A 13,596-nucleotide genomic window follows, 5' to 3' on the forward strand; every position below is an offset into this window, starting at 1 on the left:
AAGATTCTGAAGATTCGTATCGCATGGTTAATGAGTTAATAGCTTTGTCTCCATTGCGTGTTATAACCGAGTACAAGTCGCCTCCTCTGGCGACAAAGAGGCATCAGAATGAAATTAAGAATCACGCGAGCAATCGGCCTCAGTAAATTCTCGCCACGTTGGGTTAAGGTTATCTGTTTACGGTTGACTAAAAACGATATTGAGCGCTCCCTCAACGCGCTTCTGGCCACAATTGATGAATCTAATCTCTCTCCGGAGCAAGTCAAACTGCTGAGAGAATGCGTTGATAGAATTAACCTGGCAAGAGGAAAGGGGATGCTGGCGTGATTTCCTAATATGCTCACTGCATGATGATATTTAGGGCAGCTTTCTTTTCTTATATTATGCTGGCCATAATCTAAATTTTCTAAGCTACGAAATTTTATAAGAGGTAATGATGGAAAAGGACTTAAGCCCAGAACAATTCGAAATTATAAACCGTATTGTATTTGCGCAGATAGACAAGATGCAGGCTAGGGTAGCCGAGATTGTTGCTGAGACGGAGAGTACTGCACATCAGCAGCTGCAGGATAGCGGGATTGATTTGACCGACTTTTATCCGGCTAATAAAGATTTTTTGATGATGACTATTGTTCAATACTTGATTGATCAAGTACATGGTGGCGATATGGTTCTTGCCCAAAAGATGATCACCATGGAAGCAAAACGGCTTAATGTTAACGTAAATGTTGAGGCTGATAAATTGTGAGATTAAGTTGACAGCAGCAGTACTGCAACGCTTGTTCGTCGGGCGCTGGCCGCGCCGGTATCGCCGAAGGGGCCGACACCGGCGGAGTTGTTTAAGGCGAAGTACGAGCGTAACAAAGCAAACTTAAAAACGTCCTGGAAATAAAATGACCTGAATTTTTATTCTAAGCCCAATTCAAATTCCGCATGGATAAATTGCCTGACTTGAAGAATAGAATTGAGGTTAAGTTTGTGCCCGATATTATTGGTGTAGGTATAGATAGTTTTAGGTGATAGGTAAATTTTTCTTGCTGCAGCGTAAGTATCGTCAGTATCCAGCAGGGCGAAAAGGGTCTTCTTTTCCTGAGCTGAAAGCATACTGAGACTCCTGCACCGCGATATGTGGTTCAACGCATACTCAGGAGAATGCATCCGTCCGCAAGTGAGTTGTTTTCTGAACTCCACAAAGCACGATTTCCTGTAGATCGTCACAAGTGGCTCCAGGACACTTGAACTGACATCCTTGCCACCTATGAAGATCACCTGGTGCTTTTCCGTCAGTTTCTTCCTTTTCAGAAGGTTGTAAATAGCACCCAGGCTTCTGAATGATTCAATATCTACGATGCAAACCTTTCTGCTGGGGGACGCTTGCTGGAGGATGACAGACAACGCTTTATTCAAAAATACATCTTTCGTCAAAATCATGTGAGGCATAAAAAAAACCTGAACATCTCAGAACAAAGTGAAAAGGGGCCCTAAGGCCCCTCTGGTAACATCAGAATCCGATACGGATACCGGCCACACCCTGAATAGGTGTCTCGATTTGGCTGCCCTGACGATAATTAGCCTCACCGAACAAGGTTACGTCTTTGCCAACGTTGACTGAAGCTCCCAGACCGTACTTGCCTGATGTGCCTTTGACGTTGTTATCAAAGCGATTGCGCTCATTGATCGTGACCTCGTTGGAGTTAGCAAACTCCTGCAGCACTGCAGCTGACAGATAAGGTTTGAACTCAGTCGAGCCAATATTGAACTTACCGGCAATCTTCGCACCGGCTTCACCCGTGACAGAACGCGGTGAGCCCGTATTACCTTTCATGCCGTTGCTGAGTTTCACATCCTCACTTGTCATCTGAACAAACGCCAGGCGCGCATAAGGCGTGATGCTTACGTCATCTTTGAGATCGAACTGATAACCACCTTCAACGGCTGTGCTGAGTGCATACTGCTTCCAGTCACCGCCGGTTCTACCTCCGTTAGTCATAACTGCTCTCAGTTTGTTGTTAAGACGGTTACCTTTGACTACACCGTCAGCGTAGAACCCACTTGCGTCGTACCAGGTTGCATACAGGCCGAGACCGTAGCTGTCGATTTTGCTTGTACCGCCGCGGGCATGTTTCACTTTGTTATCGCTAAAGGACATGAATGCGCCGGTGACAAGGCTGCCGCCCGCAAAGTCTGTCCTGGTGTCAGCGCCGATCTCAAGTCCGTTCTGGCTCAACTTATAGGCTGCGCCATTGCTTGTATCAATGTCACTTTTACTGCCGAGGTAGTGTCCCCATACGTTGCTTTCTGGTCCGGTTTTCTCCAGACCCGCGCGATACGTGCGCAGGCCATCCAGCTCGGAATGGACGACGTTCAGACCTGCATTGGACATGGCCAGAATGGCATCAGTTGCAGGGGTGGTCATTGGCTTCTTACCGCCATTTCCGTTACCTCCTGCGTTGCCGTTGTCACCGCCGCCAGGGTTCTCGCCGCCGCCAGGGTTTTCGCCGCCGCCAGGGTTCTCGCCACCGCCAGGGTTCTCGCCGCCGCCAGGGTTCTCACCGCCACCCGGTTCATCAGTCATAGCTCCGAGATACCATACGTTGCCTCCATTCAAGCCGTCCTTATCCTGCTGGCTAAACAGCGTGTACATGTAAGTACCGCCGTCAATGGCTCTTGTACTACGTCCGGATGCCGTGACCATCTCAAAATCAATGTCACCGCCTTTCTCATGGATGAGGTTCAGCGTCAGATCAGTGTGGTCGGATATCTCCTTACCGGAATCAGCCACGGTAAGGCTAAAATGGCCAGTTCCCTGTTCGATAGTGACGAAGTTGGCTTGACGATCGGCGAGAGATATATTGAGCAGGAAATTCCCGATGCCGTTAAGCTCCGTAATCGTCAGCTTCGCAAATTTACCATCGCTGTTGCGCAGGAAGTTGACGTTACCGCCGTCCATGGTCAGCTTACCGACCTGAGCTGTGTCCGGGCCGGATATGGCATCGGAAAGGTCAATGACAGAGAGGGAGCCTCCCTGGATGATTACGTTCGTTGCGAGAGAGCCTGCGTTAACCAGCAGTACGCCACCGGCGTTGATCTGGGTTTCTCCGTCAGCCACTGCCCCTGTCATCAGCCACGACTGACCTCCGTTGATGATGGTATCAATGATTGTGCCGCCATCTATGTACTGATGACCACCACTGTTGATGGTGGTAGCGGTAAGCGAACCGCCACTTGAGACACGCTGCAATCCACCACTGTTGATGGTAGTAAAGCTAGCCGAGCCACCATCGTGGACGAAATGTCTTCCATTACTGTTGATGGTAGTATATGTGGCCGACCCGCCTAAGAGATACTGACTTCCACTGTTATTGAGGGTTGTAGAGGTGGCCGAGCCGCCACTTTCAACGTACTGCGAACCACTCGTGACGGTAGTAGAAGTGGCCGAGGCGCCGCCGGAAATGTACTGATGGCCACCATTGATCGAAGTCGAAATGACCAAACCGCCATCAAAAACGTGCTGGGTACCACGGCTGATTATGGTAGTAGCGATGCCTGAACCGCCACTGGAAATCTCCTGATAACCCCCGTTTATTGTAGTAGAGGTCGCCGTACCTGCGACAAGATGAGCACCATTATTGATGATGGTGTCTGTGACCGAGCCCCCACTGGAAACACGCTGAAAACCACCATGGCTGATGTTTGTAGAGTTGGCAGTACCTCCACTCGATACGTGCTGATTACCTGCACTGTTGATGGTAGTGGAGGTGGCCGTTCCGCCACTGGATACGTGCTGTATACCGCCACTGTTAATGGTGGTAGAGATGGCCGAACCACCACCCATTACATGTTGCATGCTTCTATTAATGATCGTGGTGGTGGCTTTGCCGCCAGCGGCAATATTCTGCTCTCCGCCATTATTGATGGTTGTGATAAAGGCTGAACCGTCACTGAAGACTTCCTGAATACCACCGTTGATGGTAGTGGAGGTGGCCGTACCGCCAGCTACGAACTGAACACCACCCATGTTGATGGTGGTGTCAGTGGTGGTACCAATGGTGGACTGCCAGCCAGCACTGTTAATGGTAGTTGAGATGGTCGCGCCGCCACTGTCGACGTTCTGCGAACCACCACTGTTAATGGTAGTAGAGGTTGCCGCAGCCCCACTGTATACATGCTGATGACCATTGTTGTTGATGGTCGTAGAGGTAGCTGTATCGCCTGAACGCAAAAACTGTTCACTCCCCTCTAACGTTACGTCGACATAATCCGCGGCAGTGACAAACCCAGAAGGCAGCAGTACGCTACAAAGCAGAAGTGCCAGAGCGCTTTTCCTTGGTGCCAGTTTAGGGCGACCAGAACCGGTTGTCAGCTCAGAGGTAACAACCCATTGCTGGCGCGATTCGCACCAGACTGTGGTATATATCTTGTTCATATTTAAGTCCCTTACTTATCAACTAATCCTGAATGCAGACGGTCCACCATGCCGATGACCTGTTTACCGGTTATCAGACTCGTGCACTCGTATTGACGTGGGGTGTTCTTGTGATGCGGACACCACAAATAATCCACGTGGTCAAAATCAACGGACGTGTCATCCCAGCAGCCGTTACAGCCATGGCTGCTGAACACTCGCCAGGGGGTGTAAAATTCGCTGTTGGGGAGACTGAATCCGCTGATTAACACCACAGGGATACCGGACGCCCAGGCTAGCCATGACAGCCCGCTGCCAAGTCCGATAAAGAAGCTCGCATGCTTTAACAGGTCCACACGCTCCTGGAGCGGAATATTCCCCGTAAAGTCTTCGGCACCCTGAGGAATGTGATTCCAGACGAAGCCCTGGCCGTAATGCGCATGGCGGTCAATGCACAGCACCCGATATCCCAGAGATTTAAGGTGGGCAACCACCTCTGCCCAGCCATGGCCGTTGTTCCAGTACTTCGCCTGGTTGGTGGACTGCGCGGCGATGCAGACATACGGCTCAGCAATTTTTCGCTCTGCATCCAGCTTCAGACGGGGCGGGCACTCCCGCGGATCGACCCCCAGGATGTAGCCGGCATTACGGTGGAAGCCGACCTTCCTGAAATCAATGGGTTGATGTGTGGTATCACCCTTAAAGAAAAGGCCGATATACCAGGACGCGTAGGGATTTACCGTCCGCAGATTGTCCTTGGTGGAGAATGTGATCTCGGGATATTGCGGGCTGAGCAGTTCAATGATTTCCTGCCCCATGACGCACTCAAGCTGACAGCGGTGTAGCTGGCGAAAACGCTCTGCATAATGGAACCAGCCAAGCATGTCGCCCAGTGTACCCGTCGGGAAAAAGATGACGACAGGCTTGTCCTTCATATCCAGCGTTTCATCTAGGACCGGGCTCACTGACCCCTGGTGGAATACCTGAATGCGGAAGCGGATGTAATATTTTTTATTACTGGTTACCCAGCCGCCTTCTGAATCACAGCTGAAAAGAATATTACCGCTGCCATCGTCCATTAAAACAACGTGCCATTTTCCTTCCGGAAGCAAAACGCGCGCGCCATAGTTAAAGTCATAAAAAATTCCTTCTGGCCCTTTGTAGGATGGAAACTCTGGAGGGTTTGGGAAGTTAGCTGACATATATAATTTGTCCTCGGTGGTAATTTTAAATCTGTAACAATTAGATTGAGTGCACTACATTTATTTAAGTAATGCTTTCCATGACAGGTTGCGAATTGCTGTATTTGTGCTTTTGAAAAATGTTATATGTGCGTGCAAAACTCGTGCATGCTTACAGGTTTTGAAAATAGATAACCCTGAAAAATATCCACCCCTTTGTCTTTCAAAAGCGATAGTTGTTCTTTATTTTCTATACCTTCAGCAATGACATGAATTTGCAGCCGCTCTGCGAGAGTGATAATTGAATCAATCACCGCGGAATAGATTAATGATCCATTGCTGGCAATTGTGAGGCATTTATCAATCTTGATTGTTGAGAAACCTGCATGTTCAATATATTTAAGGCATGAGCTTCCGCTGCCGAAATCATCAATCGCAAATCGCACACCTGACTCAGTAAGTTGCTGCATAGCATCGAGTGCAAAGTCATCCAGGTTCATTGTTCCACGTTCGACAATTTCCAGCGTGACAGCAATGCTTCCGTCGAATGTTTTCTTAAAGTCCGTCACTGCTTCAATAACTCTTGAAGAGTTCAACTGTCTCGCACAGATATTGAAGGAGAGATAAAAGTCATCAGGTAGAGTACCTTCATAGCCTTCGAAAAATGTTTTAACATCAGACATCAGACTGCAAGTGACATCATTAATCACCTCACATGATTCCATTGCCGAAAGGTATTTTTCGGGAGATTGGTAAATCCCATCTTTGAGAACTCTGAGTAATACCTCTCCGCCTACGATCTTATCTCCCTTACAGACGGGCTGGATAAACGGTACAAATTCAGCATTGGTCAGTTCCGCTGATAAGATTGTTTCTCTAATCAATGTACGAGCTTTGATGAAGAAACGTTCTGCCTTCATGAGCATTTTGGTGCTTATCATTTTGTCGCTCCTTATCTACTGGATTCGCTACCCGAGCTGTCTCTTCGTTCCCGGGACTGTGAATGGCGGTAGGGCGGATGACTGATCCTGGAGATTAAGAACCTGCTCATTCACTTCTGCGAATAATCCTATCAACCAAAAACCCAATCCAGTTATATGTATTGTGGATTTGTTTAATTACAAATTTATGTTCTATTAATTCATTAATTTACAAGCAATATAACTGCAAAAACTGCTGCTGCGCCTGGCTGTGCTAGGATGAAACAAAGAAGCTGATGGTTATCCGTAAGTTGGAGAAACGAGAGAAACCATTCAATTACCATCATGGATAAGGAGTCAGAGATGGTTTTCGTGGTTGATAATAGGGTTTTCTATCGATCGGAAGATGGTGCCATATGGCCATCCGGAGACGAGGGCTCTGCTGTCATTCTGACCCTGACAATGAACAGGCTTCTTGCATGTCTTCTGGAAAAGCATGGTCAGGTTCTTACGCGAAATGAACTTCTGGATAGCGTCTGGGATGCTCATGGTCTTCGTTCTTCTAGTCACACGCTAAACAAATACATCTCCGAACTGAGAAAGCAGTTCGTACAGTTTGGGATTGTCGAGGAGTGTATTACTACGGTGCCTCGCGTTGGCTTTATGTTTAATAGTGATGTCGAGGTAAGGGTTTTGACTCAACCCACTATTGAGGATGAGTCTAGGTTAGAAGATGAAAAAAATGATGCGCAAGTAGTAAAAGAACGCTCTCCGGTGCGAGTTAAATACAGAAAATTACCTTTAGCTCTGGCATTGGCAGTCGTTTTAATAAGCGCGATCTTGATTTCGTTAGGGCTTAGGGTTCCATCAAAAGATTTGAATCAGGTAAGAGAGTTGAAGACTTATTTTCTTTTTAAATATGGTTCGTGCCCTGTATACACTGTACAAAGAAATTCCGCATCGCTTTCTGAACAAAAAAAAGATTTGTTCATCGAGTTGGCAAAGGCCAATGGAATTGATTGTCTGGATGGAACCTCATTCTTGTATCAGGTTTCTGAGTCATATCTTTACGGCAACAAAGGTCGAGCTTTTATTAGTCGATGTACAGCCAGAAATGATAAATACATTTCCTGCCTCAATAACTACTGGAGTGGTTATGAACGCAATTAATAAAAAAACAGGGGTATTGGCCGTAATTTTAATTATCATCCTGGCGTTATCGGTTTGGTTCTATGTTCACATGCATCAAAAACAGAGTGCGTTAAATGTAAACTGTTCCACAATAGTACGTTATAACCACCATGAACCTGATTTCATCGCTACGCTGGAGTTTGTTTTCCGTTTGGATAAAAACCACGATGGTCAGGCTGTTCTGTCGGGTAATATCCAGTCAGACAGGGGTGTTAATGTCATCTCACGTACAATTCTCTTTAGCTATGAGATGAACAGGCCGGGTGAGATTTCACTGACAGATACACGCTACGTTAAAAATCCACGAGATACTGCTGATGATGAAAGTTTCAAAAGCAGCTTCTTTTACGTTCCTGAAGGTACCGTTCGCCAGCTTAAGATAGAGCCTACAAGTAATGGCTGGCTGATAGGAAACCTGCAGTCGCCGTTTGCGCTTTGCGTTAACAGATGAAACTCAAACGGCTCTTCCTGCTGAGGGCGAATACCCCGAACCGCAGAAGAGCCACAAATCCACCTGATTTCCCCCCCGAACTCCCATCCACCAGAACTTTAGGCCTCCATTATGTCCGCGCTAAGAAGCCGCGAGTAGTTTGCCTGGTTGTTTAATCATCTAGGTGATTTGTGAGCTGTTAAAGCGTTGCAAAATCCGTAAGATATGTTTATAAATATACTGTATACGCATACAGTAATTCATTGCGGAGGGAAAAATGAAAATTGAGTTAACCATTGATCGCATGAAGAAACTTCCTGATGGAGCTATACCTGCACTCGAGTCAGAACTGCTCAAAAGGCTCAGCAAGCAGTTCGATAATTGTCAGCTAACGATCAAGCGTGCAAGCAATGATGGGTTGACTGTTTTCGGAGGCGACAAGAAAGAGGTCGAACATATCGTGCAGGAGACCTGGGAAAGCGCGGACGAGTGGTTTTATTAATCGCGTGAATTTCACTGGAGCAGTTTCAAAGAGTATCGCTGTTTGCGTTCCCCTGGCTGTTCCCGATTACTGTTTACCGAGTCAATAAGTCGCTCTGGGGGAAATAGTGTGTAGTGCAGATGCCTTTAATTCAGATGATCAATGGTACGACGTGGTCAGAAGGGCCGATAAAGCAGTTATCTATAGCTTCCCGGCGGAAGGGAGATATCTGGTTTATCGAGTAAATGGAATAGTTTCAATACGACCGTTACTCGAAGAGGAAGAAATATTCACTCTCAACGGGTTTATGCAATTTGCAAAACGACTGGGGTACCGAGTTACACCACCGTCTGATATTATTCTTTCATAGGCCTGAACAACCTATACCTGATGCGCCACGGAGAGAACCATGGCGCTAGAATTACAACTTATAAAACACCACTCAGGAATACTGATCCCGGCTACGCCCGAGACCAGCGATATCCTGCAATCAAAAACCCGGCTCGGCGATATTCTTGTTGCCGAGTTCAGGCGGGTACGTAACCCGGCGTTCCATCGGCGCTTTTTCGCGCTACTCAATCTCGGTTTTGAATACTGGGAACCAACCGGCGGGGCCATCTCAAGTAACGAGCGGAAGCTGATAACCGGCTACGCAAAATTCCTTGCTTCTTATGGCGGGAATGAGGGCGCGCTGATCGATGCTGCTGAGCAGTATCTTGAGCAGGTTGCTTACCGGCGCGTCACGAATGGCATTAGTCTGTGCAAATCCTTTGACGCTTACCGCTCCTGGGTGATCGTTGAGGCGGGGCACTTTGATGCCATTCAACTGCCAGACGGAACACTCAAAAAACATCCTCGAAGCATCTCGTTTGCCAACATGGACGAGCTCGAGTTTCAGCAGCTCTATAGAGCTGCGCTCGATGTTCTATGGCGCTGGGTCTTGTCCCGTTCATTCCGCAGTCGTGATGAGGCTGAGAATGTCGCCGCGCAGCTGCTTGGCTTCGCGGGGTGATGGAATGAAGAAGACATGGTTCCATCATACCGACTGCAGCACCGAACAGGCTGACGAACTGGTTAAGCGTTACAAAGCGCGCGGCGTTCGGGTTGAGCGCAGCCTTAACCCGGATTACGTGACTTGGACTGTCAGTGCATTCTTGCCGACCTCAAATACACCAGCGCGCCCGGACAGCCGCTGGCGAAACCGGATGTGGGGGTGAACGTGAAGACATATCAAATCACTTTACCCTGGCCGCCGAGCAACAACCGGTATTACCGGCACAACCGCGGGCGAACTCACATTAGCGCCGATGGCGTCGCGTACCGCTACGCGGTTGCAAGTGTCATTCGAAGCGCCCGGCTTAATATCCGAACGGCTGCACCACTCAAAATCCGAATTGAATGTCACATGCCCGACCGCCGGCGCCGTGATCTGGATAACCTGCAGAAGGCAGCTTTTGACGCTTTAACCAAGGCGGGGTTCTGGATGGATGACTGCCAGGTTGTCGACTATCGCGTTGTGAAAATGCCTGTCGTTAACGGCGGGAAATTAGAACTCACCATTACCGAGCTGGAGACCGCATGAATCTTGAAAATACCCTCAAATATCACTTCGCCAAATCGACAATGATTAGCGACTCTCCGCGTGCTACTGCGTCAGACTCATTAACCGGGACGGATATCATGGCCGCTATGGGTATGACACAAGAACGGGCAGCATTGGGATACAGCGCCTTTCTCGGGAAGATGGGTATCAGCAACAATGACCGGGAGAGGGCGATCGAATTGCTGGCCCAGTACGCGTTGACTAAGTGCGATCGGGTTGCTGCACTTCGCAAACTGGATGCCAGGGTTAAGCCATTAGTGATGCACCAGCTGGCCACCTTCGCGTTTGAGGACTATTCCCGCAGCGCCGCCAGCGTGAAGCAGTGCGATGGCTGCAATGGGGAAGGGTTTATTGACGCTGAGGTATTCAGCATGAAGTCTCACACTCCGGCAAGAGAGAAGAGGTTCGTGAAGATGTCTTTGCAAATGGGCATCGAAGATATTCGTCCTTCCGACTATGAGGTGCACAGGCAGGTTAGGGAAGTCACTCGAGTTCTATGTCCACAGTGTAAGGGGAAGAGGGTCGTTAGTTGTGCCTGTAATGACTGTCATGGACGCGGGAAAGCCATTAATCAGGCTCTTACAAAACAGCAGGGCGTTCCGGTTCTGGCTGATTGCAAACGCTGCAGTGGGCGGGGGTATGAAAGAATTCCATCAACTGAGGCTTACGCCGCGGTGTGTCAGATAACGGATGCAATCAGCCTCGATACTTGGAAAAAGTCTGTTAAGCCATTTTACGATCAGCTAATCACCAAGTTTGATATCGAAGAGGCTTGGGCTGATGCGCAGCTTAAGCAGATAACAAAATAGGGCATTATTTTATCGTGAGCTATTTACTTTTCCCGAATCTGTGGTAGTTTTCCTCTAACGATGGGTTATTGCCTTCGTTTAAAGCCCTGCGGTTAACCCCGTGGGGCTTTTTAAATTTCTATGTCTATACTGTGAGTGTTGCGAATCCCCCTCTGCGGTGGGGCGTTCCAGTAGTTACCTGAAAAGGAAACCTCTCAGACGCGGGAATGTTTACTGGAGTCATTCTCACCGGGAGGCACCCGGTGCAACAAACTATCTTCTTTCCTGATGAAAACTGAGCCAAACATTTTTCAAAGCTGCCTATCGGCGGCTTTTTTTGTTATCCCTCGTTTTAAGAGTGCCCATAGCAATGACATATTGACCATGCGAATGAATTCATCGTAATTTATTCACGTGGTGAATCCTTTCTATGCGAAAGGGCGTACCAGTCAACTGCTGTCTGCAGGTATGCGCGCGTCTTTGCTGACTGGGGTAGAGTCACCGGGAGGCACCCGGCACCATGAAAACAACAACACAAGTTTCAAATTCCTTGAGAGCCTGCCATAAAACGCAGGCCTTTTTTTATGACTTGGAAAACTACTGCTACGCTTTAAGTCGTGAGAAGTTACTGAATGCTCGGTGGTTCTCCTGAACCTTATGTGAATCAGCCGATACAGCTTCACTACTGAGTCATTGGTTTCAATCACACCTACCTTACAAATAGTCAACTCATTGGCCCGCTTCAAAAGAGCGGGCTTTTTTTTATCTCTCCATTCAAATTTTCTGAATGGGGTAGCCAAAGTAAGAGGGGGCTAAGTGTCTGATCATGTTTCTGGCACTAATGTAATGGCTGGTGGACATTTGTTAGCTAGCTCAGTGCACAAAAAAAAGTGCGGAGAACGACATCAATCTTCTCCGCATTAATAATGCCATTGCTACCCGCTTGTATCTTTTATATCCCTATGAGGATAAGTTTTTAACTTAACGCAAATGATAACATCTAAAAACTATGCGAATAGTTAATTATTTTAAAGCTTTAAATAGTTCTTCTTAAGGATTATTTAATTTTTTGCATTCCTCAGAAGAAGGAAGCTACAGCAGGTTACAACCCTCACAAGGCGGCCGTTTGGCGGCCTTTTTTATTTCTAGTAACAGCACCCGCACAAAGCGAGGTGAGAGACCATGAAAATGAATGATTCAGGGAACATCTTCACGCAGTTTTTCGCGTGGGTAGCAGCTCTGGCGTCAGCAATTGGATTTACTACTCAGGATCTGGTGTTCATGTTCTTTGGCGCTGCTGGTCTGCTTATCTCGCTTGCCTCCTACATTAACGGGCGAGTGGATGCAAACCGTAGGCGTAGAGAGGATGAGATTCGAACAAAAATGGTCAATGACTACCTGAAAGGCGTTGGTGATAAACCCCTTCACGAGCGTCCTGCTGCTGCAAGCGTGGTCGTTGAGGCATTACAAAAGGAAGGTGAGTGATGGGATCCAGAGCAAAGCTGAGTACTACAGTTCTGGGGCTGGTACTGGCTGGTGCTCCTGCATCCGTAATTCTCGATCAATTTCTGAATGAGAAAGAGGGTAACAGCCTCACGGCCTACAAAGATGGCGGTGGTATTTGGACTATTTGCCGAGGCGCAACGATGGTTGATGGTAAACCGGTTGTGCAGGGCATGAAATTGACACAGGCCAAATGCAATCAGGTGAATGCTATCGAACGCAATAAGGCTCTGGCATGGGTTGACCGCAATATTTCGGTACCGCTTACCGAACCGCAGAAAGCTGGGATCGCCTCTTTCTGTCCGTACAACATCGGGCCGGGTAAGTGCTTCCCGTCCTCCTTTTATAAGCGCATTAATGCCGGTGACCGCCGCGGAGCATGCGAGGCAATTCGCTGGTGGATTAGAGACGGTGGCCGCGACTGCCGCCTGACTAAAGGCCAGAAGAACGGCTGCTACGGTCAGGTAGAACGGCGAGACCAGGAAAGTGCGTTGGCGTGCTGGGGGATAGACCAGTGAACTTTAATCTTTTACCAATCGCGGTTGTGGTTATTGCTGGTCTCTCAGTCGCACTCGTTAAAAGTTGCTCAGACGCCAACGGCCTGCAGCGTGATAACGAGGTTCTGCGCAGTGACAATGCTCTGCAGGAGCAGATAATCGCCACCCAAGCATTCAACTTCAACCGGTTCAATCAGGTTGCGGAACAAGCCAACAGGCTGAATTCCCTGATCGACATCAGTACAGAAGAAACCATAATCGAATACCGGGAGATTCTCCGTCGTGAAAAAACCTGTAATCTGCCTGTTCCTGCTGACATTGCTGGTGGGTTGCTCGAATACGCGCACCGTTTACGTGCCAGCGCCTTGTACTCCGATACCCACAGACCTGACACAGCCGATGATCGTGCCGCTGCCGCCAGCTCAATGACGTACTGCCAGGCAGTGCTCTGGATCAAGCCGCTGCTGGCCGTGATTGAGAAGGGCAACAATAACCTGGCTGGTATACGGCAGATAGAGCTGGAAAGGAAAAACTAGGGATGGCTCATCCTTGAGCACACGGGTATTTCTTAACGACGGCTTTACCTGACATAGCAAA

Annotated in this window: 16 protein-coding genes; 12 read left to right on the plus strand and 4 right to left on the minus strand. The window is 48.3% G+C overall.

Annotation, left to right across the window (positions count from 1 at the left end):
- Positions 1 to 108: 108 nt before the first annotated feature.
- On the plus strand, positions 109 to 327 hold the full coding sequence (locus USF70_RS05275; RefSeq protein WP_320735345.1) for a hypothetical protein: 219 nt from the start codon (positions 109 to 111) through the stop codon (positions 325 to 327).
- Positions 328 to 436: 109 nt separating this feature from the next.
- Positions 437 to 748 (plus strand): nitroreductase, encoded by a 312-nt coding sequence (locus USF70_RS05280; protein WP_320735596.1) that lies wholly within the window; start codon positions 437 to 439, stop codon positions 746 to 748.
- Positions 749 to 906: 158 nt separating this feature from the next.
- On the opposite strand, the gene USF70_RS05285 is transcribed toward USF70_RS05280, so the two are convergent.
- From USF70_RS05285 to USF70_RS05300, 4 genes are all read right to left on the minus strand, one after another.
- On the minus strand, positions 907 to 1,440 hold the full coding sequence (locus tag USF70_RS05285; protein ID WP_320735346.1) for a hypothetical protein: 534 nt from the start codon (positions 1,438 to 1,440) through the stop codon (positions 907 to 909).
- Positions 1,441 to 1,501: 61 nt separating this feature from the next.
- Complete coding sequence (locus tag USF70_RS05290) at positions 1,502 to 4,426, minus strand: autotransporter outer membrane beta-barrel domain-containing protein (protein ID WP_320735347.1); 2,925 nt, start codon at positions 4,424 to 4,426, stop codon at positions 1,502 to 1,504.
- A gap of 11 nt (positions 4,427 to 4,437) precedes the next feature.
- Entirely contained in the window at positions 4,438 to 5,607 is a 1,170-nt protein-coding gene (locus USF70_RS05295) for an autotransporter strand-loop-strand O-heptosyltransferase (protein ID WP_320735348.1), read from the minus strand.
- A gap of 122 nt (positions 5,608 to 5,729) precedes the next feature.
- Positions 5,730 to 6,527: an EAL domain-containing protein gene (locus USF70_RS05300; protein WP_320735349.1), complete on the minus strand. Its 798-nt coding sequence runs from the start codon at positions 6,525 to 6,527 to the stop codon at positions 5,730 to 5,732.
- Between the two features lie 342 nt (positions 6,528 to 6,869).
- On the opposite strand from USF70_RS05300, the gene USF70_RS05305 reads away from it, so the two are divergent.
- The 10 genes from USF70_RS05305 to USF70_RS05355 all read left to right on the plus strand — a co-directional run bounded on the left by USF70_RS05305 (position 6,870) and on the right by USF70_RS05355 (position 13,535).
- Entirely contained in the window at positions 6,870 to 7,676 is an 807-nt protein-coding gene (locus USF70_RS05305) for a winged helix-turn-helix domain-containing protein (protein WP_320735350.1), read from the plus strand.
- The gene (locus USF70_RS05310) at positions 7,663 to 8,148 is read left to right on the plus strand and encodes a hypothetical protein (protein WP_320735351.1); all 486 of its coding nucleotides are present in this window, start codon (positions 7,663 to 7,665) and stop codon (positions 8,146 to 8,148) included. Before USF70_RS05305 ends, USF70_RS05310 begins: the two co-directional genes overlap by 14 nt.
- Before the next feature lie 256 nt (positions 8,149 to 8,404).
- On the plus strand, positions 8,405 to 8,629 hold the full coding sequence (locus USF70_RS05315; RefSeq protein WP_172425317.1) for a DinI family protein: 225 nt from the start codon (positions 8,405 to 8,407) through the stop codon (positions 8,627 to 8,629).
- Between the two features lie 388 nt (positions 8,630 to 9,017).
- Positions 9,018 to 9,620, plus strand: a complete 603-nt coding sequence (locus tag USF70_RS05325; RefSeq protein WP_320735353.1) for a DUF1367 family protein — start codon at positions 9,018 to 9,020, stop codon at positions 9,618 to 9,620.
- Positions 9,621 to 9,624: 4 nt separating this feature from the next.
- Positions 9,625 to 9,825, plus strand: a complete 201-nt coding sequence (locus tag USF70_RS05330) for a hypothetical protein (protein WP_048223539.1) — start codon at positions 9,625 to 9,627, stop codon at positions 9,823 to 9,825.
- A 2-nt stretch (positions 9,826 to 9,827) separates the two neighbouring features.
- Entirely contained in the window at positions 9,828 to 10,190 is a 363-nt protein-coding gene (rusA, locus tag USF70_RS05335) for a crossover junction endodeoxyribonuclease RusA (RefSeq protein WP_096151619.1), read from the plus strand.
- Positions 10,187 to 11,020, plus strand: a complete 834-nt coding sequence (locus USF70_RS05340) for an antitermination protein (protein ID WP_274828899.1) — start codon at positions 10,187 to 10,189, stop codon at positions 11,018 to 11,020. The genes rusA and USF70_RS05340 overlap by 4 nt, the downstream gene beginning before the upstream one ends.
- Before the next feature lie 1,161 nt (positions 11,021 to 12,181).
- Positions 12,182 to 12,484 carry a hypothetical protein gene (locus USF70_RS05345; RefSeq protein ID WP_048223534.1) on the plus strand — a complete coding sequence of 101 codons (303 nt, stop codon included), beginning with the start codon at positions 12,182 to 12,184 and terminating at the stop codon, positions 12,482 to 12,484.
- On the plus strand, positions 12,484 to 13,020 hold the full coding sequence (locus tag USF70_RS05350) for a lysozyme (RefSeq protein WP_320735597.1): 537 nt from the start codon (positions 12,484 to 12,486) through the stop codon (positions 13,018 to 13,020). The genes USF70_RS05345 and USF70_RS05350 overlap by 1 nt, the downstream gene beginning before the upstream one ends.
- A complete protein-coding gene (locus tag USF70_RS05355; protein WP_096150909.1) occupies positions 13,017 to 13,535 on the plus strand; it encodes a hypothetical protein in 519 nt (172 codons plus the stop codon). Before USF70_RS05350 ends, USF70_RS05355 begins: the two co-directional genes overlap by 4 nt.
- Positions 13,536 to 13,596 lie beyond the last annotated feature (61 nt).

Source organism: Enterobacter sp. 237C8 (assembly GCF_034106865.1).
Classification (GTDB): domain Bacteria; phylum Pseudomonadota; class Gammaproteobacteria; order Enterobacterales; family Enterobacteriaceae; genus Enterobacter; species Enterobacter asburiae_B.